20 protein-coding genes, 3 pseudogenes and 1 riboswitch are annotated in these 24895 nt (G+C 63.9%); of the genes and pseudogenes, 13 read left to right on the top strand and 10 right to left on the bottom strand.

Annotation, left to right across the window (positions count from 1 at the left end):
• Position 1 precedes the first annotated feature (1 nt).
• The 3 genes from mgrA to CKW22_RS16665 all read right to left on the bottom strand — a co-directional run bounded on the left by mgrA (position 2) and on the right by CKW22_RS16665 (position 4678).
• Positions 2 to 1045 carry an L-glyceraldehyde 3-phosphate reductase gene (gene mgrA, locus CKW22_RS16675; protein WP_033697994.1) on the bottom strand — a complete coding sequence of 348 codons (1044 nt, stop codon included), beginning with the start codon at positions 1043 to 1045 and terminating at the stop codon, positions 2 to 4.
• Entirely contained in the window at positions 1042 to 2376 is a 1335-nt protein-coding gene (locus CKW22_RS16670; protein ID WP_033697995.1) for an LLM class flavin-dependent oxidoreductase, read from the bottom strand. Before CKW22_RS16670 ends, mgrA begins: the two co-directional genes overlap by 4 nt.
• Positions 2377 to 2473: 97 nt before the next feature.
• Positions 2474 to 4678 carry a TonB-dependent receptor gene (locus CKW22_RS16665; RefSeq protein ID WP_047583217.1) on the bottom strand — a complete coding sequence of 735 codons (2205 nt, stop codon included), beginning with the start codon at positions 4676 to 4678 and terminating at the stop codon, positions 2474 to 2476.
• Between the two features lie 260 nt (positions 4679 to 4938).
• On the opposite strand from CKW22_RS16665, the gene CKW22_RS16660 reads away from it, so the two are divergent.
• From CKW22_RS16660 to CKW22_RS16620, 9 genes and pseudogenes are all read left to right on the top strand, one after another.
• A complete protein-coding gene (locus tag CKW22_RS16660) occupies positions 4939 to 5985 on the top strand; it encodes a LacI family DNA-binding transcriptional regulator (protein WP_047583218.1) in 1047 nt (348 codons plus the stop codon).
• A gap of 6 nt (positions 5986 to 5991) precedes the next feature.
• A pseudogene (locus CKW22_RS16655) lies at positions 5992 to 6804 on the top strand (LysR family transcriptional regulator); the annotation flags it as partial.
• Positions 6805 to 7069: 265 nt separating this feature from the next.
• Positions 7070 to 7292: riboswitch (cobalamin riboswitch) on the top strand.
• A 97-nt stretch (positions 7293 to 7389) separates the two neighbouring features.
• Positions 7390 to 7575: a CbtB-domain containing protein gene (locus CKW22_RS16650; protein WP_027593390.1), complete on the top strand. Its 186-nt coding sequence runs from the start codon at positions 7390 to 7392 to the stop codon at positions 7573 to 7575.
• A 9-nt stretch (positions 7576 to 7584) separates the two neighbouring features.
• Positions 7585 to 8277 carry a CbtA family protein gene (locus tag CKW22_RS16645; RefSeq protein WP_095064438.1) on the top strand — a complete coding sequence of 231 codons (693 nt, stop codon included), beginning with the start codon at positions 7585 to 7587 and terminating at the stop codon, positions 8275 to 8277.
• A 17-nt stretch (positions 8278 to 8294) separates the two neighbouring features.
• Positions 8295 to 8687 carry a cobalamin biosynthesis protein gene (locus CKW22_RS16640; RefSeq protein WP_033700058.1) on the top strand — a complete coding sequence of 131 codons (393 nt, stop codon included), beginning with the start codon at positions 8295 to 8297 and terminating at the stop codon, positions 8685 to 8687.
• 31 nt (positions 8688 to 8718) lie between these two features.
• Positions 8719 to 9471 carry a precorrin-4 C(11)-methyltransferase gene (gene cobM / locus CKW22_RS16635; RefSeq protein ID WP_095064437.1) on the top strand — a complete coding sequence of 251 codons (753 nt, stop codon included), beginning with the start codon at positions 8719 to 8721 and terminating at the stop codon, positions 9469 to 9471.
• Positions 9472 to 9537: 66 nt separating this feature from the next.
• On the top strand, positions 9538 to 9780 hold the full coding sequence (locus tag CKW22_RS16630; protein ID WP_033698001.1) for a DUF1272 domain-containing protein: 243 nt from the start codon (positions 9538 to 9540) through the stop codon (positions 9778 to 9780).
• Positions 9781 to 10002: 222 nt separating this feature from the next.
• Positions 10003 to 10617, top strand: coding sequence for a response regulator transcription factor (locus tag CKW22_RS16625; protein ID WP_033698002.1), 615 nt, complete (start codon positions 10003 to 10005; stop codon positions 10615 to 10617).
• An 11-nt stretch (positions 10618 to 10628) separates the two neighbouring features.
• The gene (locus CKW22_RS16620; protein ID WP_095064436.1) at positions 10629 to 13901 is read left to right on the top strand and encodes a transporter substrate-binding domain-containing protein; all 3273 of its coding nucleotides are present in this window, start codon (positions 10629 to 10631) and stop codon (positions 13899 to 13901) included.
• Here the strand turns inward: CKW22_RS16620 and CKW22_RS28170 are convergent.
• The 3 genes and pseudogenes from CKW22_RS28170 to CKW22_RS16610 form a co-directional block, all read right to left on the bottom strand.
• Positions 13876 to 14301, bottom strand: a pseudogene (locus tag CKW22_RS28170) (methyl-accepting chemotaxis protein); the annotation flags it as partial. The gene CKW22_RS16620 and the pseudogene CKW22_RS28170 overlap by 26 nt on opposite strands.
• A gap of 111 nt (positions 14302 to 14412) precedes the next feature.
• Positions 14413 to 15195 (bottom strand): annotated as a pseudogene (locus tag CKW22_RS28165) (PAS domain-containing protein); the annotation flags it as partial.
• 136 nt (positions 15196 to 15331) lie between these two features.
• A complete protein-coding gene (locus CKW22_RS16610; RefSeq protein ID WP_095064435.1) occupies positions 15332 to 16351 on the bottom strand; it encodes a LacI family DNA-binding transcriptional regulator in 1020 nt (339 codons plus the stop codon).
• Positions 16352 to 16558: 207 nt separating this feature from the next.
• Between CKW22_RS16610 and CKW22_RS16605 the strand changes: the two genes are divergently transcribed.
• From CKW22_RS16605 to CKW22_RS16595, 3 genes are all read left to right on the top strand, one after another.
• On the top strand, positions 16559 to 17098 hold the full coding sequence (locus CKW22_RS16605; protein WP_033698006.1) for a gluconokinase: 540 nt from the start codon (positions 16559 to 16561) through the stop codon (positions 17096 to 17098).
• Positions 17099 to 17209: 111 nt separating this feature from the next.
• Positions 17210 to 18562, top strand: a complete 1353-nt coding sequence (locus CKW22_RS16600; protein WP_033698007.1) for a GntP family permease — start codon at positions 17210 to 17212, stop codon at positions 18560 to 18562.
• A gap of 87 nt (positions 18563 to 18649) precedes the next feature.
• Positions 18650 to 18934, top strand: a complete 285-nt coding sequence (locus tag CKW22_RS16595) for a hypothetical protein (protein ID WP_033698008.1) — start codon at positions 18650 to 18652, stop codon at positions 18932 to 18934.
• Between the two features lie 20 nt (positions 18935 to 18954).
• Here the strand turns inward: CKW22_RS16595 and CKW22_RS16590 are convergent, their stop codons facing one another.
• The 4 genes from CKW22_RS16590 to CKW22_RS16575 all read right to left on the bottom strand — a co-directional run bounded on the left by CKW22_RS16590 (position 18955) and on the right by CKW22_RS16575 (position 24279).
• Positions 18955 to 20382: a sigma-54 dependent transcriptional regulator gene (locus CKW22_RS16590; RefSeq protein ID WP_033698009.1), complete on the bottom strand. Its 1428-nt coding sequence runs from the start codon at positions 20380 to 20382 to the stop codon at positions 18955 to 18957.
• On the bottom strand, positions 20351 to 21844 hold the full coding sequence (locus tag CKW22_RS16585; protein ID WP_033698010.1) for a sensor histidine kinase: 1494 nt from the start codon (positions 21842 to 21844) through the stop codon (positions 20351 to 20353). The genes CKW22_RS16590 and CKW22_RS16585 overlap by 32 nt, the downstream gene beginning before the upstream one ends.
• Positions 21845 to 22128: 284 nt before the next feature.
• Positions 22129 to 23589, bottom strand: coding sequence for a HAMP domain-containing sensor histidine kinase (locus CKW22_RS16580; protein WP_047583220.1), 1461 nt, complete (start codon positions 23587 to 23589; stop codon positions 22129 to 22131).
• Between the two features lie 96 nt (positions 23590 to 23685).
• A complete protein-coding gene (locus CKW22_RS16575; RefSeq protein ID WP_033698014.1) occupies positions 23686 to 24279 on the bottom strand; it encodes a lytic transglycosylase domain-containing protein in 594 nt (197 codons plus the stop codon).
• Positions 24280 to 24464: 185 nt separating this feature from the next.
• On the opposite strand from CKW22_RS16575, the gene gspG reads away from it, so the two are divergent.
• Entirely contained in the window at positions 24465 to 24890 is a 426-nt protein-coding gene (gspG, locus tag CKW22_RS16570; protein ID WP_033700061.1) for a type II secretion system major pseudopilin GspG, read from the top strand.
• Positions 24891 to 24895: the final 5 nt, after the last annotated feature.

Below are 24895 nucleotides of genomic sequence, written 5' to 3'. Positions count from 1 at the left end.
GTCACTCCTTCCAGTCGGTCGAGGGTTTTTCCCAGAGGTTGATCCCGCCTTCCACGGCGTACTGGTCGATGGCCGCCAGCTCCTCGGGGGTGAACGCCAGGTTGTCGAGCGCGGCAACGTTTTCGATGATCTGCTCGGGCCGGCTCGCGCCAATCAGCGCCGAACTCACGCGCGGGTCGCGCAGCGTCCAGGCCAGGGCCAGCTGGGCCAGGCTCTGGCCACGCTCACGGGCAATGTCGTTGAGCGCACGGGCACGGGCGATGTTGGCCTGCGACAGGTGCTGAGGCAACAACGAGCCACCGCCAGCGCGGTTGACCCGGGCATCGGCGGGAATGCCGTTCAGGTACTTGTCGCTGAGCAGGCCCTGCGCCAGCGCGGTGAACACGATCACCCCGGCGCCGAGCGCGTCGGTGGTGGCCAGCAGGTCGCGCTCGATCCAGCGGTTGAACAGGTTGTACGAAGGCTGGTGTATCAGCAATGGCACTTTCAGTTCAGCCAGCAGTGCGGCAATCTCGGCGGTCTTGCCGGCCGAGTAGGAAGAAATGCCCACATACAGCGCCTTGCCCTGGCGCACGATGTCGGCCAGGGCAATGGCGGTTTCCTCCAGCGGGGTGTCGGCATCGAAGCGGTGCGAATAGAAGATGTCGACGTAATCGAGGCCCAGGCGCTGCAGGCTCTGGTCCAGGCTGCTGATCAGGTATTTGCGCGAGCTGCCGCCCTGCCCGTACGGGCCAGGCCACATGTCCCAACCCGCCTTGCTCGAGATGATCAGCTCGTCGCGGTAGCTGCGCAGGTCCTCACGCAGCAACCGGCCGAAATTGCGCTCGGCGCTGCCATAGGGCGGGCCGTAATTGTTGGCCAGGTCGAAGTGGTTGATGCCGGCATCGAATGCCGTGCGCAGCAAGGCGCGCTGGGTGTCGATAGGCGTCGCGTCGCCAAAATTGTGCCACAGGCCCAGGGACAGGGCCGGTAACACCAGGCCACTGCGGCCGACACGGCGGTAAGGCATGCGCGCGTAGCGCTCGGGGTTGGCGGCGTAGCTCATGGTTGACCTCGTTCGGTAAAGAAGGGATTGGCAGGGCGTTGCAGGCCCAGGTGTTGACGCAAGGTTCGGCCCTGGTACTGTCGGCGGAACAGCCCGCGGCGCTGCAGTTCGGGCACGACCTGGTGGGCGAAATCCTCAAGCCCGAGGGGCAAGTGCGGCACCAGCACGTTGAAGCCATCAGCGCCGCGGCCCTCGAACCAGGCCTGCAGTTCATCGGCGATGTGCGTCGCAGTGCCGATCAGGCTGTAGTGCCCTCGCCCGCCTGCGATGCGCCGGCCCAGCTGCGCCAGTGTCAGTTGTTCGTTGCCGGCCAGTTCGGTAAGCAGTTGCTGGCGGCTGCGCTGGCCATCTTCGGTGGGCGGCAGTTCGGGCAGCGGGCCGTCAAGCGGGTAACCGGACAGGTCGAAGTTGCCGAGCATGCGCCCGAGCAAACCGACGCCTACACGCGGGTCGACCCGTTCCTGAAATTGCTGGAACTTCTCTTCGGCTTCAGCCTGGCTGTGCCCGACCACCACAAACACGCCGGGCATGATCTTCAGCGAATCCTCGTGCCGCCCGTAAGCGGCCAGGCGGTCCTTGAGGTCGGCATAGAAGGCTTGGGCGCGGACCAGGCTCGGTTGCGCGGTAAACACCACTTCGGCAGTTTGCGCGGCCAGCTCGCGACCGGCTTGCGAGGACCCGGCCTGAACCAGCACGGGCCGCCCCTGGGGCGAACGTGCAACGTTCAGCGGGCCTTTGACGCGAAAGTGCTCACCGGCATGGTTCAGTGCGCGCACGCCATCAGGGCGGTGGAACAACCCGCTGGCCTTGTCACGCACGAAGGCATTGTCCGCCCAGCTGTCCCACAGGCCCTGTACCACCTGCTGGAACTCACGGGCCCGGGCATAACGCTCGGCATGCGGGATATGCGCCTGGCGGCCAAAGTTGCCGGCTTCGGCGGCCGCATCGGAGGTGACCAGGTTCCAGCCGGCGCGCCCACCGGACAGATGGTCCAGCGAGGCGAACTTGCGGGCCACGTGGTACGGCTCGTTGTAACTGGTGGTGGCGGTGGCGATCAGGCCGATGTGCTCGGTGACTGCGCTCAGTGCCGAGAGCAAGGTCAGCGGCTCGAAGTAGGTGGAGCGGGCGCTGTGGCTGGCCAAGGCGTCAGTTGGCGCGGCGACGCTGTCAGCGACGAACAACGCGTCGAAGCAGGCAGCCTCGGCGATCTGCGCGGCGCGGCGGTAGCTGCTGAAGTCCATGGGGTCGGCCGGTACGTCCGGGTGGCGCCAGGCGGCCACGTGGTGCCCGGTGGCCATGAGGAAGGCGCCCAGGCTGAGTTGGCGACGCATGTCGATCTCCTTGTGAAGGATTAAGGTCGCAAGCAAGCTGCCTGCACGGTGGGTGCTTCTGCCACCCAACCGTGCGTGCCCGGCATGCTGCGGTTAGTCAGAAGTCCTTGCGCACCTGCACGCCGAAGTAGCGCCCGTCATCGCGCGGCACGGAGCGGTAGATGTAGTCACCGCCGCTGGCCAGCATCTGCGCATACGACTTGTCACCCAGGTTCTTGCCCAACAACGCCACGCGCCAGCCGTCGTTGTAGTCGGCCAAGGCGATGCTGGCGTTCCAGATGCCGTAGGCGCCTTGCATGGTGTCGGGGTTCTGGTCGAGGCTGAACTGCACCGCGTCCTGCCAGCTGTAGTCACTGGAAAGCTCGACATCCAGGCCGTTGTCCAGCGGGATCACGTAGTCCGCGCGCACGTAGGTCTTCCAGTCCGGGGTAAACGGCAAGTGGCCACCGTCGATGTTGCAGTTGGCGGCCGCCCCTGCCGGGCAGTTGAAGTGATCGACACGGGCCTTGGTGTAGGCCACCGCCGTGGTGAGCTTCAACTGCGACGTGGCCTGGAAGCTGGCGTCCAGCTCCACACCCTGGGTCTTGACCTTGCCGGCGTTGACCAGGCGGGTTACCACCTGGTTGGCCACCGTGTCGAAGAAGTTGGCCTGGTAGTTGTCGTAGTCGGTGTGGAATACCGCCAGGTTGGCCGTCAGGCGGTTGTCTAGCGCCGTGCTTTTCAGGCCGATTTCGTAGGCGTCGGAGGTTTCCGGTTTGAGGGCGTCAGTGTCGCGCGGCTGCATGTTGAAGAACACGTTGTAGGCCGGGCCTTTGTAGCCGCGCGAATAGGTGACGTAGCCAGTCAGGTTGTCGCTGAAGTCGTACTGCAGGCCGGTGCGCCCGCTCCAGCCGTCTTCATCCACCGAACCCGAGCTTGCCGTCGAGGGCTGGATGCCGGTGACCGCAGTGGCCGAGGTAGAGACGCGGCGGTGATCGTATTCCAGGTCGTCGTGGGTCCAGCGCAGGCCGAAGATGGCCCGCAAGTCGTCAGTGAAGTTGAAGGTGTTCTCACCGAACAGCGCGACGCTGTCGTTGCTTGTCGAGTATTCCGCCCGCCCGTTGTTGGCCACGCTGTCGTTGACCGACAGGCGCCGGTAGGTTTCGTTGGAGGTGCCGTGCATGTAGAAGGCGCCGAGCACGTACTCGTTGAACTGCCCTTTGGGCGAGGTCAGGCGAAACTCCTGGCTGTACTGGTCATAGTCCACAGTGCCCTTGTCATGGGAGGCGGTCACGGGCAGCAATGCACGGCGGTCGCCGTCCTGGTACTGGGTGTTGTCCCAGCCGCGCCAGGCGCTGATCGAGGTCAGCGTGTAGTCACCCAGCTGCCAGTCGAGCTGGGCCGACAGGCCCTGGTTCTGGTCTTCGACATGGGTCTTGAAGTCGCTGTTGATGTCGCGGTTGTGGGCACTTGGCGTGACGGGGCGCAGTGGGTCGGCAACCCCGGCACTCGCGCGGGTGATCACACCGCTGGGCAGCGTGTCTTCGCCTTTCATGTAGTCGGCGATCAAGGTCAGGCGCAGCTCTTCGCTGGGTTCGAACTCCAGCTTGCCACGGGCTCCCTTGCGTTGGTAACCGTTGACGTCTTGGCCGTTGGCGACGTTTTCGACATTGCCGTCGTAGTCGCCCCACAGGGTGCTCAGCGAACCCTTGAGCTGTTCGCTGAGGCGTCCACCGATGCCGAAGCGCAGGCGGTTCTCGTCGCCACCGCCAAAGTGCGAGTAGTCCACATAACCCTGGGTGTGCTCGGGGATGGCCTTGCTGACCACGTTCAGCACACCGGCCGAGGCGTTCTTGCCGAACAGCGTGCCTTGCGGGCCACGCAGTACCTCGATGCGCTCCAGGTCGAGCAGGTCGAGGGTAGACTGCCCGGGGCGGCCAAACACGACGCCGTCGACCACCGTGGCCACGGTAGGTTCGACGCCGGGGGATGTGGAAATGGTGCCGACACCACGGATGAACAGCGACGTGTCCTTGTTCGAAGCGCCTGCACGGTAATTGAGGGTTGGCACCTGCTGAACGATGCTGGCCACGTTGTTGCGGTTGTCACGCTCGAGCTGCTCACCGTCGATCACCGATACCGCCACGGGTACTTCCTGCAGGGTGGCCTCGCGGCGGGTGGCGGTGACGGTCACCGCGCCCAGCGCCGTGGCTTGCGCTGCTTGGGCAGGTTCAGCGGCTTGGGCGCCCTGGCCGAAGGCGGCCAACAGAATAGCCGCTACCAGCGGCCGGCGTTGCGTGGTTGGAAACGGAGTTGTCTGCATGCTGCTCACTGCCTTATGGGACCAGACCAGGCCCACATTCACGGGCCGACACGGAGGGTGCTGTGGTTGTCTGGTCTCGCTCGAGCGAGTGGCAGGCGCTTGCCAACAGCAGCGCTTGTTAGCGCTAACATGAACAAGTATCAGAGCCTGTTGCTTAGCACGTCAAATACTTAAAAGTCAGATTAATATGCAATAAAGCTATTTGTCAGCAGCCCTCACGTTAGCGCTAACATCGCGCCATTTCCCCAGGAGGCGAGCCCGTGAGCCAGGCCAAGGATCCACCCCGCAAGCGTCGTGGCGCAGGCCGTGCCACGCTGGCCGACGTGGCACGCGCCGCCGAGGTTTCGGCAATCAGCGTGTCGCGCTACTTCAACCAGCCCGAGCAAGTGTCGCCGCCCCTGCGCGAGCGCATTGAGGCTGCCGTGCAGGCGCTGGGCTATGTCCCTAACCTGGTTGCCGGTGGCCTCGCCTCGGCGCGGGGGCGCATTGTTGGCATGGTGATACCGAACATCTCGGGGCCCATTTTCGCCCAGACCATCCAGGCCTTCAGCGACACCCTCAGCCGCCACGGCTATCAGTTGCTGTTGGCGTCCAGCTACTTCAGCGAAGAACAGGAAGAGAGCGCAGTACGCGCCTTCCTCGGCTGGTCGCCCGCAGCGCTGGTGGTCACCAGCCATTTTCATAGCCCGGCGACTGAAAAGATGCTGGCCGAGGCAGACGTGCCGGTGGTGGAAATCTGGGATTACCGCCCCGAGCGGGCGCCCTTGCAGGTCGGCTTTCTGCATCACCAGGTGGGCGTGCAGGCATGCCGCTACCTGCTGGACAAAGGGTATCGACGCATTGCCTTCGTGCAGAACAGCGCGGCCGGTGACCTGAGTGCGCTGGAGCGGCGCGACGGGTACATCGAGGCCTTGCGCGATGCCGGGCTTGAGCCCTGGGTTTTCGTGCCCTCGGCTGATTGCGCGCCGTTCGAGGCGGGCAAGCAGGCGATGCAAGCGCTGATCCGCCGTGCGCCGCGGCCCGAAGCGATCCTCTTCGCCAACGACAACCTGGCCGCAGGCGCCGTGCTCGCCGGCCAACGTGCAGGGCTGCGGCTGCCGCAAGACATGGCGATCGTCGGCTTTGGCGACTACCCGTTCGCCGACATGCTGTTGCCCAGCCTGACCACACTCAGGCCGCCGTCGCGGGAGATTGGCGAGGTGGCGGCCTTGCGCGTGTTGCAGCACCTGGGCGTGGTCGCCCATGAAGGCGAAGTGCAGCGCCTGAACCTGCTGACGTGCGAGTTGGTGGCCCGCGAAAGCGCCTGACGGGCACTGACCCAGCCGGCCATCACCCGCCGGGTGCAGAACTTCGAGGAAGACCTCGGCGCCACCCTCCTCGACCGCAGCACCAAACCGCTCAAGCCCACGCCAATGGGCCTGCGGGTGTATGAGCAATGCAAGGCGATCCTGCGCGAGATCGACTCGCTGCGTGAATTGGTGGCCAATGACGGTGCCCCGTCGGGCACCTTGCGCCTAGGCGTGCCGCAGACCCTGGGCGATGTGGTGCTGCTCGACGCCCTGGCGCAGATACGTGATACCTACCCGGTGCTGCGCAACCAGGTCACCAGCGGCTGGGGCAGCAGCCTGATCGCGCGCATGGAAAACGGCGAACTCGATGCGGCCACCGCGCTGTTTCCGCCCGGCAAAATCTTCCCCGAAGGCATCACCAGCCGCTCGATAGGGCGCATGCCGTTACGGGTAGTGGCGGCCAAGGGCAGCGCCAGCAAGCGCAGTTACAAGTTGAAAGACTGCTACACCCGCGGCTGGGTGCTCAACCCTGACGGCTGCGGTTTTCGCGCGGGGCTGCAGCGTGCCTTGAGCGAACAGGGGCTGAGTTTGTCGATCAACCTGGAGACCATTGGCACCGACCTGCAACTGGGGCTCGTCGCCAGCGGCCAAGGGCTGGGGCTGGTGCCCGAGCCGCTGCTGCAGAGCAGCCGCCATCGGGATGCGTTGGATGTGGTCAACGTGACGGATTTCAAACCGCAGGTGGATGTGTGGCTGTTCCATCCGCGTTATCTGGGCAACCTGCAGGAGCCGGTGGAGCTGTTCGGCGAGATTGCCGGTAATCGCCTGCAGGCGTGACGCTGGCCGCTCCGGCAATGGCAATCACACCGCAATCGCGATGGCCAGCGAACCCGCCGCCTCGGCACTGGGCACGGTGATCGTCACCGGCAACTGCGCCGCTTCCGGCGCATAGGTCACCAACGGCATCTCACCGGCCGAGGCCAGCAGCGCCAGCCGCAACAGCTTACGGTGGCTACTACTTCGGCCGGGTCACCTACAACTTCTGAAATACTTTTCGCGCGCGAACCGCTGTGCAATTGACGCAAAACCTGCCTCGTGGTCTCCTAATGCCTCGCGTTCAGGTGCCCCTTCAGGGGTGAAACGGGAAACCGGTGCGTCACAGGCCCTCAATCAGGGCCGGACAAACCCGGTGCTGCCCCCGCAACGGTAAGCGAGCGAAGCGTCTAGACCACTGTGCCGCATCATCTGGCATGGGAAGGGGCGCTTTTCAGGAGCGCTGCTCCTCCTCGTTAGCCCGGAGACCGGCCTGGCGTTCATGAACAACACCCCCGCGGTGGGCGGGCGCTGTCGCATTCCCCTGGGCGGATCACGTTCGGGGCTGCCGCGCTTGCCCGTTGCCCACAAAAAGCAGAGGAACGCGTCATGCCCGTCACCAGCGCCAAACACAGCATTGCCACCCCCGTTACCCTCAGTCAGCGTGTCGTCATCGCCGTCGGCGCCAGCCTGCTCGGCCTGTGCCTGGTCTACTTTGCCGGCTTCTCGCACATCGAGGCCGTGCACAACGCGGCCCACGACACCCGTCACAGCGCTGCCTTCCCCTGCCACTGAGTACGCCCCATGATCACGCGCATCGCCCGTACCGCGGGCTTCAGCGGGCTGCTTGCAGCCTTGCTGCTGACCCTGCTGCAAAGCTTCTGGGTTGCTCCTTTGATCCTTGAGGCGGAAACCTACGAGTCTGCAGCCCCTGCTGCCGAGCATCACGCACACGGCGCCGAAGGGGCCGCGGCGCATGAACACAGCGACGAAGCCTGGTCGCCCGAAGATGGCTGGCAGCGCATCCTGTCCACCACCGGCGGCAACCTGGTGGTCGCGGTCGGCTTCGCCTTGATACTCGCCGCCTTGTACAGCCTGCGTGAACCCAAGCGCGCGGCGACAGGGGCGCTGTGGGGCCTGGCAGGCTTCGCGGTGTTCTGCCTGGCCCCTACCCTGGGCCTGCCACCGGAGCTGCCGGGCACCGCCGCCGCTGACCTGGGGCAACGTCAGGCCTGGTGGATCGCCACCGCAAGTGCCACCGCGTTGGGCCTGGCACTGCTGGTGTTCGCCCGCCACTGGCTGGTGAAGGCGCTGGGCGCGGTGTTGCTGGTGCTGCCGCATGTCATCGGCGCACCGCAACCTGAGGTTCATCAGAGCCTCGCACCCGAGGCCCTGGAAGCGCAGTTCAAGATCGCCTCCTGGCTAACCAACGCGGCCTTCTGGGTGGCCTTGGGGCTGCTCAGCGCGTGGCTGTTCCGCCGCTCCAGCCAGGCCTGATGGCGGTCGACACCTCGATGCCGGCACTGTACGCCGGCTTCGGCTGCCGCCGGGGCTGCCCGGCGGACACCCTCGAAACCCTGCTGCGCCAGGCCCTGGACCACCACGGCCTGGCACTGCCAGCGCTGCGCGGTATCGCCAGCATCGTCTTGAAGGCCGACGAACCCGGCTTGCAGCTACTCGCCACGCGCCTCGGCGTGCCGTTGCTGCTGTACGATGACAGGCAACTTGCCCCCTACGAACCGCTGCTCAGCCATCGCTCGGTCATTGCCCACGCACACAGCGGTTGCTGGGGTGTGGCAGAGAGCGCGGCGCTGGCCATGGCCAGCCAGCACCTCGGCGCTGCCAGGCTGCTGGTTACCCGCCAGGTGTACGGGCCGGCTACCCTCGCCCTGGCCTGCGGGCGATAATTGCGCCAACCATTCATTGCAAGGATTTTCCATGACGGTCTACTTCATCGGCGCCGGCCCCGGCGACCCGGAACTGATCACGGTCAAGGGCCAGCGCCTGATCCGCCAGTGCCCGGTGATCATCTATGCCGGCTCCCTGGTGCCCGCTGCCGTACTCGATGGCCACCAGGCCGAGACCGTGATCAACAGCGCCGAGCTGCACCTGGAGCAGATCATCAGCGCCATGCGCACGGCACACGCACGAGGCCAGGACGTGGCCCGGGTGCACAGCGGTGACCCGAGCCTGTATGGCGCGATCGGCGAGCAGATCCGCCACCTGCGTGAGCTGGGCATCGACTACCAGATCATTCCGGGTGTCACCGCCACCGCCGCCAGCGCGGCGTTGCTGGGCTGCGAGCTGACCTTGCCGCAGGTCTCGCAAACGGTGATTCTGACCCGCTTCGGCGACAGCTCGCCGATGCCCCCCGGCGAGCAACTGGCCGATCTGGCGCGCCATGCCAGCACCTTGGCCATCCACCTGGGCGTGAAACACCTGCCGCGGATCGTCAGCGAGCTGTTACCCCACTATGGCCAACAGTGCCCGGTTGCCGTGGTCCATCGCGCCACCTGGCCGGACCAGGACTGGGTGCGTGGCACCCTGGAAGACATCGTCGAACGCGTTGCTCTCAAGGATTTTCGCCGTACCGCGCTGATCCTCGTCGGCCATGTGCTGGGCGATACGCCGTTCGCCGAATCGGCCCTGTACCGGGCCGGGCACGCACACCTCTATCGCCCCGGCGACTGAGCATTGCCAGCCTTGGCACTGGCGTAGCAGACTCAAGGCTCCCGCCTGCAAACAGGAGCCATGCCAATGCTGGAACTTCGACCCAACTGCGAGTGTTGCAACGCCGACCTGCCGGGGGATAGCCCGGACGCGTTGATCTGCTCGTTCGAATGCACGTTCTGCCGTACCTGTGCCGACACTCGCCTGCACGGCCGCTGCCCCAACTGCGCCGGCCAGTTGCTGGCACGCCCGACACGGGTCGGCCAAGCGCTGGCCAACAACCCTGCCTCGACCCTGCGCGTAGTCAAACCCCACCCCGCTTGCGCCTGACAGCCCTGCGCAAATAGGCATCGTCACGCCACGCTGGCGGTGCTTATCCCCGTTTTTTGTAGGACTTTTCAACAATTCCTACTAGGTTAATCAACAGTCCTATACTCGGCATTACCAAACTTCGGGAATGGTCGTATCTTGCAGCGCTTCCGATAACCCCACTTGCAGACGTATTCCTGAGTGTTCCAGGAAGCGGACCACACCCCTACAGGAGTTTTCTTGATGACAACCGTCCTGATCGTCGACGACCACCCTATCGTCCGGCTGTCCCTGCGCCTATTGCTCGAACGGGAGCGCTTTAACGTCGTCGGCGAAGTCGCCAATGGCAGCGAAGTCGCCCAGGTGGCGCGTGAACTGCGGCCGGACGTGGTGCTACTGGACATCGGCCTGCCCGGCCTGGACGGCATGGAGGTGATCAAGCGGCTTCAATGCCTCGAGCCGGTGCCCAAGATCATGGTGCTGACCGGCCAGGCCACCGACCTTTATGTACGGCGCTGCCTGGATGCCGGCATCGGCGCCTTCGTCACCAAAGACGAAGACCACGAAGCCTTGCTGTTTGCACTCAAGGCCCTGGTCAAAGGCTATTCGACCTTCCCGCAGATGTCGGTCAACAGCAACTCGCTGGAGAGCGAGTCGATACGCCTGGGCAGCCTGTCCAACCGCGAAATGGAAGTGTTGCGGCGCCTTGCGCGCGGCGAAAACAACAAGAATATCGGCACCTGCATGAACCTCAGTGCCAAGACCATCAGCACCTATCGCGGCCGCATCATGGACAAGCTCAAGACCGAATCGCTGGTGGAAATGGTCGACCTGGCCAAGCGCAACAGCGTTAACTGAGCCCAGCTGCCATGAAGCGCCTGCTGGCGAGCGTTCTACTGGTCATCGGCCTGGCCGGCTCCACCGGCCTGTTTGCCGACAGCGAACCGAGGCAATTGTTGGCGCGCTCGATCAGCGCCGCAGCGCCCTTGCAACTGGGCGACCAGGACCGCCAATGGCTGCAGCAGCGCGGCCGCCTGGTGCTGGGCAGTTCGCGGCCTGATTACCCGCCGTTCGAAATCAACATCAGCCAGCATGATTACGAGGGCCTGAGCGCCGATTATGCAGGCATCATCGCCGAGCAACTGGGCGTCCCGATCGAAGTCCGGCGTTTCGACAACCGCCACCAAGCGATTGCCGCGCTGCGCGACGGCCGCATCGACCTGCTGGGTAGCTCCAACGCATTCGAGGCGGCGGATGCCCAGCTCGGCCTTAGCGAGCCTTACGCCGACGACCTGCCGGTGATCGTTACGCGCGAAGGCCGCACCTTGAAAAACACCCCAGACTTCAATGGCCTGCGCCTTGCGATGGTCGACCACTACCTGCCCGCCAATACCGTGCGCGCGCTCTACCCCAAGGCGCAATTGAGCCTGTACCGCTCAACCCTGGCGGGCCTTGCCGCAGTGGAATTGGGCGAGGCCGATGCCTACCTGGGCGATGCCATCAGCACGGATTTTCTCATCGGCAAGAGTTACCAGGGCACGGTAAAGATCGACCACTTCTGCAAGGTGCCGCCCGGCACCTTCGCGTTTGCCCTGGCCAACGACAACCAACGCCTGCGCAGCCTGATCGACAAGGCCTTGGGCAGAATCACCGAAAGCGAGCGCCTGACCATCCTGCGCCGCTGGACCAGCGGCAATACCAGCCTGCTGCTGGAGCGCCACCTGGCGGCCCTGACCGCTGAAGAAACCGACTGGATCGCCCGCAACCCCACCGTCAAAGTGCTGGTCAACACGTCGCTGGCGCCGCTGACCTTCAACGACGCACAGCACCGTGCCAGCGGCATCACCCTGGAACTGCTCAAGCAGATATCCCTGCGCACCGGGCTGCAGTTCAAGCCGCTGGAAAGCCAGTCGGCGCAGGCGATGCTCGAGCGCCTGGGGCGCGGCGAGGCGCACATGATCGGCGCCCTGGGCTACGGCACGGAGCGCGCCAGGCAATTGCGTTTTACCCGCCCCTACCTGGTCAGCCCACGGGTACTGGTCACCCGCAACGACGCGACATCGCCTGCCCAGGCCAAGGCCCTCGATGGCCAGCGCATAGCCTTGGTACGCGGTTCGCCGCAACGGGCAGAACTCAAGCGTCGCTACCCACGCGCCAAGGTGGTCGAAGTGGACAACCCCCTCGGGCTGATGGAAGCAGTGGCCAACGGCGCCGCCGACGTGGCCTTGAGCAACCACATCAACGCCACCTACTACATCAACCACGTGTTCAAGAACCAGCTGCGCATCGCCAGTGTGCTGGACGACAGCCCGGCCATCGCGGCATTTGCGGTGGCCTCGGACCAACCGCAACTGCAGGCCATTCTCGACAAGGCACTGCTGAGCATCCCGCCAGAAGAGCTGGACCAGCTGATCAACCGCTGGCGCACCAGCACACTGGTCAGTGACAGCCCATGGCGCGATTACCGCACGCTGGCGCTGCAAGTGCTGGTACTGTCGGCGCTATTGCTGGCCGGGGTGGTGTTCTGGAACAGCTACCTGCGCAAACTGATCCACCAGCGCACCGACGCCCAGCATGCCCTGCAGGCCCAGCTGGCATTGAGCCGCGGCCTGCTCGAACAGCTGCGCCAGGCCAAGGACGACGCCGAACAGGCCAGCCAGACCAAGAGCACCTTCCTGGCCACCATGAGCCATGAAATCCGCACACCCATGAACGCGGTGATCGGCCTGCTCGAACTGGCCCTGGAAGACAGTCGCGCCGGCCGCTGCGATACCCAGACCTTGCAGACTGCCCACGATTCGGCCATCGGTCTGCTGGAGCTGATCGGCGACATCCTCGACATTTCGCGTATCGAGTCTGGGCACATGACCTTGCAACCGGTCCCCTGCAACCTGGTCGAACTGGTACGCAACACGCTGCGGGTATTCGAAGGCAATGCGCGGGTCAAAGGCCTGCACCTGCACAGTGCGCTGCCACCTTCAGCGGGTTGGGTCATGGCAGACCCGCTGCGGCTCAAGCAGGTGCTCTCCAACCTGATCAGCAACGGCATCAAGTTCACCGAGCGCGGTGAAGTGCATGCCAGCCTGACCCTGTCGGCCCAAGGCAGCAGCGGCGAGATGCAAGTTGAGCTGTGCGTGCGTGACACCGGCATTGGTATCAGCCCTGAAGACCAGGCACGCCTGTTCAATGCCTTCGCCCAGGCCGACGGCCCGCGGGCACGCCAGGGCGCTGGCCTGGGGCTGGTCATCAGCCGTACCCTGGCCGAACTGATGGGCGGTACGCTCAGCCTGCACAGCGTCGAAGGCGTGGGCACCAAGGTGCAGGTCAGCCTGCAACTGCCGGCCAGCCAGGCGCCCGCGCCTGCCGAAGCGCTTGCCCCTGTCCTTGAAAGCAGCAGCGGCCCGCTGAACGTTCTGGTGGTCGACGACTACCCTGCCAATTTGCTCTTGCTGGAGCGGCAACTGAACACGCTGGGGCATCGCGTGACCCTGGCTGAGAACGGCGAAGCGGCGCTGACGCGCTGGCAGGCGGCCCGGTTCGACCTGGTGATCACCGACTGCAGCATGCCGATCATGGACGGCCACGAACTGACTCGGCGCATCCGCAGCCTCGAAAGCGAAGGCGCGCTGGCGCCTTGCCGGATTCTCGGCGTCACCGCCAACGCACAGGCTGAAGAGCGTGCACGCTGCCTGGCCAGTGGCATGGATGAATGCCTGTTCAAGCCCATTGGCCTGCAAACCCTCAAAACCCACCTGCCGCACGCCAGCGTGCATGCGCAGCCTGTGCCAGCCCAAGGCAGTGGTTTCAACCTGAACGAATTGCGCCACCTGACTCAGGACGATGAACAACTGACGCGGCACCTGCTGGAACAATTGTCGCAGAGCGCCAGCGAAGACCTGGCCGCGCTGCGTGCGCTCGGCCCCGACGCCAGTGGCGATGCGGTGCGTGCCTTGGCCCATCGCATCAAGGGCGGGGCAAAAATGCTCAAGGTACGCACACTGGTCAAGGACTGCGAAGCCATCGAGCATGCGCAAGCCCAAGGGCTGCCTACGGCTGAACTAAGGCAGCAACTGCAGGCCAGCATGCAGAGCTTGCTGCACGAACTGGCCGACGCCCTCAGTGCAATTGCAGCGTCGAACTGATCTGGCTGATCGCATCGACCACGTGGCGTGAGCCCTGCTGGATTTCCATGATCACCGTGCCGGCTTCGTTGGCCAGGGCGACGCCATGGCCGGTGCGGGTCAGGCTCGACTGCATGCTGGCCACCGCCAACAGCGACAGGTCGTGGTTCTGGCGCACCACATCGACGATCTCCAAGGTTGCCTTGCTGGTACGCGCCGCCAGGTTGCGCACTTCATCAGCGACCACGGCAAACCCGCGCCCATGCTCGCCGGCACGTGCCGCTTCGATGGCGGCGTTCAGTGCCAGCAAATTGGTCTGGTCGGCAATACCGCGAATGGTCAGGACAATCTGGCCGATCACATCCGACTGTTTGCTCACCGCGTCGATGCTGCGCGCCGCGTCATTGAGCTCTTGGGAAATCTGCTCGATCACCTGCACCGCCTGTTGCACCACCTCGGTACCCTTGCGCGCGCAGGCATCGGTCTGCATGGAGCTGGCGTGGGCGGCATCGGCGGCACTTTGCTGGGTGCAGACCTGGCTGGTGATATCGCTGGCGAACTTGACCACCTTGTACAGCCGGCCCTTGCTGTCGAAGATCGGGTTGTAAGAGGCTTCAAGAAAGACCGTCTGGCCTTGCTTGTTGACCCGCTCGAAGCGGTGCGAGTGGTATTCCCCACGGTTGAGCGACGCCCAGAACTCCCGGTACGCCGACGACTCCCGCTCCTGCGGCAGGCAGAACAGCCCGTGGTGGCGCCCCACCACCTCTTCCAGGCGATAGCCCATGGTGGTGAGAAAATTCGGGTTGGCCTTGATGACCCGGCCGTCAGGGGTGAACTCGATCACAGCCATGGAGCGGCCGATGGCCTTGAGCAGGCTTTCACTCTCGTGCTCCTGCATGACCCGCTGGCTGATGTCCGACGCCACCTTGATCACGCTGGTGACTTGCCGCTGCTCATCCAGCACCGGCATATAGCTGGCTTCAAGCCAGACCTCACGCCCTGCCTTGTCGACCCGCTCGAAGGTGCCGCTGATAGCCTTGCCCTGCCCCAGTTCGCGCCAGAGCTGCTGGTATTCGGCTGTCTTGACGTAGGCCGAGTCGCAGAACAGCCGATGATGCTTGCCGCGTAATTCTTCGACGCTGTAACCCATGGCCTGGCAGAAGCGCTCGTTGGCGTCGAGAATGGTCCCATCCGGCGCGAACTCGATCATCGCCATCGAACGGCTGATTGCCGCGAGCTTTGCTTGCGCACTGGCCAGTGCCTGGTGACTACGCTGGATCTCGACGAGGTCGGACTTGCGATGGAAATCGAACATGACGCCGGGCTCCTTTATGCGCGGGGTTTCCTGAGCATAGATGGGCAACAGCGCCGTGCAAGCACATTGATATCACTTTGTAATTAGTCCCCGAGGCCTTCAAACACGAGGCGCTGAGCCTGAAGAACTCTAAGCCTCAAGAACTCTCGCGCACCATCAGTTCGAACCCAAGGTCCTGCTGCTCGTTGGTCACCCGCTTGCCGTCAAGCAACGTCAGCAGCGCCAGTGCCGCCCCCCGGCCTACGGCCGCCCTAGGTGTGCGAATCGAGGTCAACCGCGGCACCATGTGCGCCGAGGCGGGCAAATCGTTGAACCCCACCATCGCCACCTGCCGCGGTACCTGAACCCCTTGGCGCAGCGCCTGCAGCACAGCGCCCTGGGCCAGGTCGTCGTTGCAGAAAAAGATGCCGTCGACATCCGGCGCCTGCTGCATCAGCTGGCTGAACAACGCACTGCCCAACGCGATGGAAGAAGGCTCGGGCGCCAGGATTTCCAGCTCAGTCGCTTGCAGCCCCGCTTCGCTCAGGGCCTGGCGGAACCCCTCGGCGCGCTGCATCACCCGCGGGTCGAGCTGCGCGGCAATGAACGCCAAGCGCCGCCGCCCGCGTTCGATCAGGTGCTTGGCAGCCGCACGCCCGGCCTGTTGCTGCGAAAAGCCCACCGACAATGCACCCGCCTCGCCACCCAACTCCATCATGTGCACGCAGGGCACGCCACTGGCCGCCAGCATCTGTCGCGATGCGTCACTGCGCTCGAAACCGGTCAGCAGCATGCCGCAAGGCTGGTAGGCCAGGTAGTTGCGGATCAGGTTCTCTTCTTCGGCAATATCGTAGTGATAGTTGCCGATCAAAACCTCAAGCCCGCGCGGGCGCATCACCTCGTGAATGGCTTCGAGGGTGTCGATGAACAACTGGTTGGACAATGACGGGATCAGCACCACCACCGACTGACTGCGGGCCGAGGCCAGTGCGCGGGCGGCCGGGTTGGCGACATAGCCCAGGCTCGCCGCAGCAGCGGCAACCTTTTCGGCCAGCGCCGGGGCAACCGTGCTGACCCCGCGCAAGGCGCGGGATGCGGTGATCGGGGAAACCCCGGAAAGCCTGGCGACTTCTGCCAGGGTGGGACGACCGGTGGTGCGGGAGCCTGTTCGGGACATGAATGTTGTAATTTTACTACTTGCCAAGGGAGGGGAACGGCCACTAAGGTAGCGCTGTCTCAGGACGCAGGCAATGTAATCTTTGGTAGCCGTTCCGCGTGCTCGCTGCCAAGCGTCCATACTGCGTAAGGACAAGACCAATAACACCGGGGAGGTGGCTGTTCGTCAGCGACGAGACAGCGCTACCTCACCCCGCAGGAGGTACTGATGAATTCTCCCCTGTCCGCCATTGTGGTGATGGGCGTGGCTGGCTGCGGCAAAAGCTGCGTCGGTGCCGCCATTGCCGCCAGAAGCGGCGGCCGCCTGATCGAAGGCGACGCTTTTCACCCTGCCGAAAACATCCGCAAGATGAGCGCTGGCATCCCGCTGGACGACAACGACCGTGCCGGCTGGCTGGTGCACCTGGGCCAGGAGCTGCAGGCCACGGTCAACGCGGGCGAGCGCCCGATCCTCACCTGTTCTGCCCTCAAGCGCCGCTACCGCGATACCTTGCGCGCCTCCATGCCCGGCCTGGTGTTTGTGTTCCTCGAACTCACCCCTGCCGAGGCAGAAAAGCGCGTACTGGCCCGCCCTGGGCATTTCATGCCGGCAAGCCTCATCGACAGCCAGTTTGCAGCCCTCGAAGCCCCGCATGGCGAGCCGCTGACGCTGCCACTGGACGCCACCCAGCCCATCAATGTGCTTGCCGAGACGGTAGACAGCTGGCTAAAGCCCTGCGGTGAGCGGGACCTGGCGCAAACGGCCTGAACCAGGCGGTTTTTCCGGCTCACCAAAGACAGCGCTGTCTCGACCAATGAAAGCGCCTGAAGTTCAATAAAGCAACGCCCAAAACAACGATAAGACCGAGGCATAAAAACCATGTTCGGACTGGCTACTGATACCTTCCTGCTGCTCGACGCCCTGGTAACCATCATCGGGCTGATCCTGCTGATCACCCATTTCAAAGTTCACCCCTTCGTCGCCCTCACCCTCGCGGCCGGCTTCCTCGGCCTTACCTCCGGCATGCCGGTGGCCAAGGTGATGAAATCGTTCCAGGACGGTTTTGGCGGCGTACTGGGCTTCGTCGGCATCGTGCTCGCCCTGGGCACCATGCTTGGCAAGCTGATGGCCGATTCCGGCGGCGCCGACCAGATCGCGCAGACGCTGATCCGCGCCTTCGGCAAGAAGAACGTGCACTGGGCCATGATGTTCGCCGCCTTCCTGGTCGGCATCCCGCTGTTCTTCGAGATCGGCTTCGTGCTGCTGATTCCGCTGGTATTCATCGTCGCCCGGCGTTCCGGGGTCTCGTTGGTGAAAATCGGCATCCCGCTGCTGGCCGGCCTGTCCGTGGTTCACGGCCTGGTGCCGCCGCACCCGGGGCCGCTGTTGGCGATCGGCATCTTCAATGCCGATATCGGCAAGACCATCTTCTATGGCCTGATCGTGGCGCTGCCTACCGCGATCATCGCTGGCCCGCTGTTCGGCAACTTCATCTCGCGTTACATCCCCGGTAACCCGTCCCAGGAGCTGATGGACCAGATCGCCAAGGAGTCCGACCAGGGCAACCTGCCGAGCTTCGCCGTCACCCTGCTCACGGTGCTGCTGCCGGTGGCGCTGATGCTGCTCAAGACCTTTGCCGACGTGGTGCTGCCCGCCGAGCATATCGTGCGGCAGTGGATGGACCTGATCGGCCACCCCATCACCGCCCTGCTCGCCGCCTTGCTGCTGGCCTTCTATACCTTCGGCGCGGCGCGTGGTTTCAACCGCCAGCAGATCATGAAGATGCTCGACCAGAGCCTGGCACCGACCGCTGCCATCGTGCTGATCGTAGGGGCTGGCGGCGGCTTCAAGCAGATGCTGGTGGATACCGGGGTCGGCAACGTGATCGGGCAGATGGCGGTGCAGGCGGAAATCTCGCCGATCATGCTGGCCTGGCTGGTGGCGGCGGTGATCCGCATCGCCACCGGCTCGGCGACGGTCGCCACCATCACCGGCGCAGGGATCGTCGCACCCGTGATCGACATGGTACCGGGGGTCAACCGTGAGCTGCTGGTGCTGGCCACTGGCGCGGGCTCGCTGATCCTGTCGCACGTCAACGATGCTGGGTTCTGGCTGGTGAAACAGTACTTCAACATGACCGTGGCCGAGACCTTCAAGACCTGGAGCATGATGGAGACCATCCTTTCGGTGGTGGGCATCATCTTCATCATGTTGTTGTCGATGGTGGTGTGACCGTTGATCGGGATGGGGGCACCCGGCGTCAGCTCGGCGGCCCAATCGAGGTAGAAGCCCTCATCCCGATGCAAAGGAGCTTGCACCATGATCCGCCCCTTCCTGCTCGCAGCCGTGTTTGTTTCGCCGCTGGCCCTCGCGGTCGGCACCGGGCCGACCTACCCCGACGACCCGCACAACCCAGCGCCCCAGCCGGGTGTCGACAGCACCCTCAACCCGATTGAAAAACCGATGCCACGGGATACCGACCCGCGCTTGCAGGGCAATGACCCCGACAGCCCGCCTGCCACGCAGAATGATGAACATGATTTGCCCGGCATGGAGGGTAGCGGTTCGCAAGACAGCAACAAGACAGGCGCCAGCAAGCCCTGACGTCGCTGCGCGCTGAGGGGTTACCACTGCCGCTTGTCTGGCCTGGTTAACCCCAGCTTCTCGATCCGGTAACGCAGCATATCCCGCGACAACCCCAGCATCCGCGCCGACTTGGTCACGTTCCAGTCGGTCCGGTCCAGGGTCTTGCACACCAGGTCCCGCTCCATGTCCGGCAGGCTGGTGCCGGGTTCGGGCTCATGCCGTGGCATCTCGAACACCATAGGCGCCTGTTGCTGAATCAACGGTTCGTCGATCAAGCTCATGCACAAGTTCAGCTGATGGGTCTGGATCACCTCGTTGGGCGCCAGCAGCACTGTCTGCTCCAGCATGTTGCGCAGCTCCCGCACGTTGCCTGGCCAGCTGTAGCCCAGCATCAAGGCCTCGGCCTCGGCGGAAAAACGCAGGTTAGGCTTGCCATAACGGCGGCCATGGTGCGCCAGGAAATGACGAGCCAATAGCAGAATGTCCTGCCCACGCGCATACAACCGCGGCACCTTGAGCGCGATGATGCGCAGCCGGAAGAACAGGTCGCGGCGGAACTTGCCCTGCTGCACCATCTGTTCGAGGTTGCAGTTGGTGGCACTGATTACCCGCAAGTCGACCTTGCGCTCTTTCACCGCACCAATGCGGCGGATGCTGCGGTCTTCGAGCAGCTTCAGCAGCTTGGCTTGCAACACCAGGTCCATCTCGCCGATTTCATCGAGGAACAGCGTGCCCCCATCAGCGGCCTCGACCAGGCCCACCCTGCGCTCCTTGGCATCGGTGAAAGCACCTTTCTCATGACCGAACAACTCCGCTTCGAGCAAATTGGCCGGGATCGACGCGCAGTTGAACTCGATGAACGGCCCCTTGCTGCGCAACCCATCGAAATGCAGTGCCCGGGCCACCAGCTCCTTGCCTGTGCCGGTCTCGCCTTCGACCAGCACCGGGGGCAGGTCGTCGCTGGCCATGCGCCGCTCGGCATCCAGCACCTGGTGCAACGTGTGCTTGAGGCTGAGCATCACCGGCGAGTCGCCGATCAGTGCCTGCAACCCGGACTTCTGCGCCTCGCGCTCCTGGTAGAACGACAGGGTGCGCTCCATCCGCTCGGCCGCCAGGGCCTTGTCCAGGGTCAGCTTGAGCTCGGCCAGAACCACCGGCTTGGTCAGGTAATGGAACGCGCCCTCCTTCATCGCCTGCACGGCGTCTTCGACGTTGCCGTAGCCGGTCATCATGATGACTTTCAGCGCCGGCACCTGTGCCACCAGGGCGCGCAACAGGTCGTGCCCGCTCATGCCGGGCAACGAGTTGTCGGTCAGCACGGCGTCGGGCTGGGCCTGCTTGACCTGCTCCAGTGCAAGCTCGGCACTGTGGCAGACCGTCACCTCATAGCCCTTGAGGCTCAGGTAGGTGCGAATGTTGTCAGCAAGGATTTCATCATCCTCGACTACCAGGATGCTCTGTTCCATGGTCCACTCCCGCTGCGATATTGAAAGTAAGGCTGACGCGGGTTCCTTCCTCTTCGCGGCTGCTCAGGCTGACCGAGCCGCCAAAACGCTCCATGATGCGTTGAGCCAGGGCCAGGCCTACGCCGAGGCCGCCCTGTTTGGTGGTAAAGAATGGTTTGAACACCATTCGTTCCTGCTGCTGGCTCATGCCCTTGCCGGTGTCGCTGAGCAGCATGACCGCACGCTGGCCGTCCGCCACGCTGACCTGGGCGCGCAACACACCGCCTGCGGGCATGGCCTCGATGGCATTGGAAAACAGGCTGTTGAGAATCTGCGTGAGCTGCAGCGGCTGGCTGGCCACGTATTGCAGCTCGGGCCCTTCGTAGCAGAACTGCACCCCGTTGCGCGCGATCTGTTGGGCGAAGGCCAGGTGGGTGTCCTCGATGGCCGCGACCAGGTCCACCGCCTCGGGCTCGTCACTGGCCGGGCGCAGCGATACCAACAGGTCGCGCACCCAGCGTGACATTCGGTCCACCTGGCCGATGATGTCGTTGATGTTCTTCTGCGCGGTGGGGTTGGCGATTTCCTGGGCCAGCTCGGCGCTGGAGCGGATGTTGGCCAACGGGTTGCGCAGGCTGTGGGCCACCGCCGAGGACATTTCGCCCAGCGCCCCGTAGGTTTCGCTGGCCACCAGCCGGTCTTGCTGCTGGTCGAGCATGAGCGCAGCCCGCCGCACGATCCAGAACAGGCCGAAATAGATCAGCGCCCCGCCCACCAGGGTTGAGGCCCAGATCAGCACATAGCCCCGCTGGATACGCCGGATCAAGTCCTGCGGCTCTTTGTAGATCTCGACCATCGACAGCACCTGTTCACCCTGGCTGTCGAACAGCGGGATGTAGTTCTCGATGAACAGGTACTCGGGTTCACGCAGGAATTTCTGTTCTTCACGGTCTTCCTCAGCCTTGTGGTAGCTGGCAGAAACCGCCTTGCGCGAACGGAAGGCGTGCTCCAGGTCGCCATCCTCCTCGATGCGTTTGCCAATCAACTGAGGGTTGGTGGACCAGACGATGGTCCGGTCACGGGCATAGACGTTGGCCAGCAGGGTGTCGGGCAGGTGTTCGACGTGGTCGAGGAATTCGACGCGGGTCGACTCGGCCAGCGCCGGGGTGACTTGCAGGTGCTGTAGGTCCAGGCGGGGGTCGAGCAGTTCACCCATGGTGGTGCCCGGCGGCAACTGCGAATGGCGGACTTCGGCCTGGGCCATGGCCTGGATGAACTGCGCGGTGAGCATGGCGTCGCGCTCGACGCTGTCACGTACCACAAAGCGCGTCGATACGTAACCCAGGCCACCGGCTACCGAGGCGATGATCAACAGGCTGATCAGTGAAAACCAACGCAGCAGGTTGAACTCGCGCAGCGGTGCCGCGAAACCACTGGAGGCCGCAGAGGCTTTGTCGGGCATTTCGTTGTCCAGCATCTGCATTGAGTGGTTCCCGCGCAGGGAGTCCGTTCTGAAGCGCAGCCTTGCTACGGTTGGTAGCAATTCAATAGCACTCCACCTGGGCCGCCGAAGCTGCCATCTGTTGCTATCGGTCTTTGCAAAAACTCAGCCAGCAAATCTAGAAATCGATAAATTGATATTTTTCAATTACTTAGTTTGGATTTTTAATCCATTTTCAAGATCTAACCCCCACCATTGGGTGAAAATTACCCAAAAAACCATAAATACATATAAATCATATAGTTACTCAATATATTTAAAGCCAATCATGCGGAGCTGACCAACCTGAAGTTCAGCGAAACCCGAGTGCCGTGCCCTTCACTGCTGCTCAACCTCACCGCCCCACCAAAGCGCTCCATGATGCGTTTGACCAGCACCAGGCCAACACCCAGCCCGCCCTGCTTGGTGGTGAAGAACGGCCTGAATGCCATGCGAACCTGCTGCTCGGTCATGCCCTTGCCGGTATCGGACAGGCGCAGGGTGAGGCTGCGCCGGTCCTGGCGCACCACTTCGACACGCAAGGTGCCGCCCTGCTCCATCGACTCCAGCGCGTTGGCGATCAGGCTGCTGAAGATCTGCCTGAGCAATGCCGGGTGCCCCAGTACCTGAACCGCCGGTAACGGCTGCAGGTCAAGCCTCACTGCACAGCGCGTCAGCGGTACGGCAAAGGTCTGCAGGCTTTCCTGCAGTGCCTGCGCCAGGTCCACCGCCACTGCTTCGTCATTGAGCGGGCGCAGTGACTGCAACAGTTGGCGAATCCACTGCGACATGCGATCGACCTGGTTGATGATGTCGTTGATATTCCGCTGTGCCGGGCCGTCATCAAACGCTTGTGCAAGCTCGGCACTGGAGCGGATGCTCGCCAGCGGGTTGCGCAAACTGTGCGCCACCGCCGAAGACACCTCGCCAAGGGCTACGTAGGTTTCGTTGTTGATCAGCCGCTTCTGCTGCACTGCCAGCAGCTTGGCGGCGCGGCGCATGATGCCGTACAGGCCGATATAGACCAGTGCGGCGCCAACGGTGATCGCCGCCCAGATAAGGATCAGGCCGTGCTCGATGCGCACGATCAGGTCATGGGGCTCCTTGTAGATTTCCACCATGGCCGTGACATGCTCGCCATCGGCGTCGAACAGCGGGATGTAGTTCTCGATGAACAGCTGCACGGGCGGAGTCACGAACTTCTGCTCTTCGCGTGCCTGTTCAAAATCATGGTAGCTGGCGGAGACTCGCATCTTGTATTCGAAGGCGCGATCAAGGTCGTCATCGCCCTCGATCAGCTTGCCGATCAATGCGGGGTTGCTGGACCAGATCACGGTGCGGTCCGGCGCATAGATATTGGCCAACAGCATGTCAGGCAGGTGCGCGATATGGTCAAGGAATTCACCGCGCGCCTTGCGCCGGGCTTCGGGATCGACATCCGGCAGCGCCGTGCGATCGGTGCGCGGGTCAAGCAGCTCGCCCATGGTGCGCACATTGGGGATTGACACGTGGCGCACTTCGGCGTCGGCAATCGAGGTAATGAACTGGGCAGAAAGCAGCGCATCGCGCTCGACGCTTTCGTCGATGATAAAGCGGCTGGAAATCAGCCCCAGGCCGACAGCCACCGAAAAGATGATGGCCAGGCTGACCCAGGCGTACCAGCGCAACAGGTTGAACGGCTTGCGTGGGGTTGCCGCCTCGCTGCCGGCAGGCACTTCGAGGGCGTCGGAACGGGGGGCGATGTCCATGGCGGACTCCACGGCTGGGCACCTTTGAAGGTTATAGCCCAGAGTTGGGGGAACCATGGTTGTAAATTGATGGCATCCGCCGAAGGGTGGCCGCGCCTACAACGGCGAATCGTCCGCCAACCCTTGCAGCTTGCGGTACTCGCGCAGCACGTTGGGCACGTAGCGGCGGGTTTCGGCGAACGGCGGCACCGCCCCCCGTCGCAGCACTGCATCGGGGCCTGCGTTGTAGGCGGCCACGGCCAAGGTGATGTCGTTGTCGAACAGGGTCAGCATGCGTTTGAGGTAGCGTGCGCCGCCCTGCACGTTGTCTTCAGGGTCCAGGGCGTTCTCCACGCCCATTTCACGGGCGGTATCGGGCATCAGTTGCATCAGCCCCACCGCGCCCGCTGGCGAGCGGGCCTTGGGGTTATAGCCGGACTCGGCCTTGATCAGCGCATGCAGCAACGCTTGCGGTACGTTGTGGGCGAGCGCCGCGGCCGCCACCAGCTCGGCATAGGGGCGCCCGGTGATCAACTGCGCACCGGCCGGGCCCGCCTGGGCCAGCGGTTCGCTGATCACCCGCTGGTAATGACGCCCGGGTCGATGGACGTTGGTCAGTACGTAGCCGCCCTTGGCATCGATGGAGATGTACACATCGGCCTGGGCGGCACCCGCCGCCAGCCAGATCAAACCCAGGATGAGTCCACGCATGTCGGCTGCCTCTTCGTCGTGGCCCCCGATGTGGGGGAAATGCCCCGGAAAACCCGAGGTCGATGTCGACGACGCAAGCACTGTGCCGCTTCCTGTACCGCATGGTGCAAGGCCCCGAGGCAGACGTGCACGGCTGTTGCATGGTGCCTGACACAGCCTGTTTACATGCAGCGGAGGCCTTCACCATGCAGCGCAGATCCAACCCCCAACGTGGTTTCACCCTGCTCGAACTCCTCGTGGTGCTGGTGGTGCTCGGCCTGCTGGCCGGCATCGTCGCGCCCAAGTACTTCAGCCAGCTAGGCCGCTCGGAGGTCAAGGTGGCACGGGCACAGATCGAGGGCTTGAGCAAGGCCCTTGACCTCTATCGCCTGGAAGTCGGCCATTACCCCAACAGTGAACAGGGCCTGCAGGCGCTGGTCACCGCTCCCAGTGGCGAAGCCCGCTGGACGGGCCCCTACCTGCAGAAGGCGGTACCGCAGGACCCGTGGGGGCACGCCTACATCTACCGGCAACCCGGCGAGAACGGCGGCGAATACGACCTGCTGTCGATGGGCAAGGACGGCCAGCCCGGTGGTGACGGGGAAAACGCCGAAATTACCAGTTGGCAATGAGGAGT

This window comes from Pseudomonas sp. Irchel s3f19 (genome assembly GCF_900187555.1).
Taxonomy (GTDB): Bacteria; Pseudomonadota; Gammaproteobacteria; order Pseudomonadales; family Pseudomonadaceae; genus Aquipseudomonas; species Aquipseudomonas capeferrum.
This window is presented reverse-complemented; position numbering and strand designations above follow the sequence as displayed.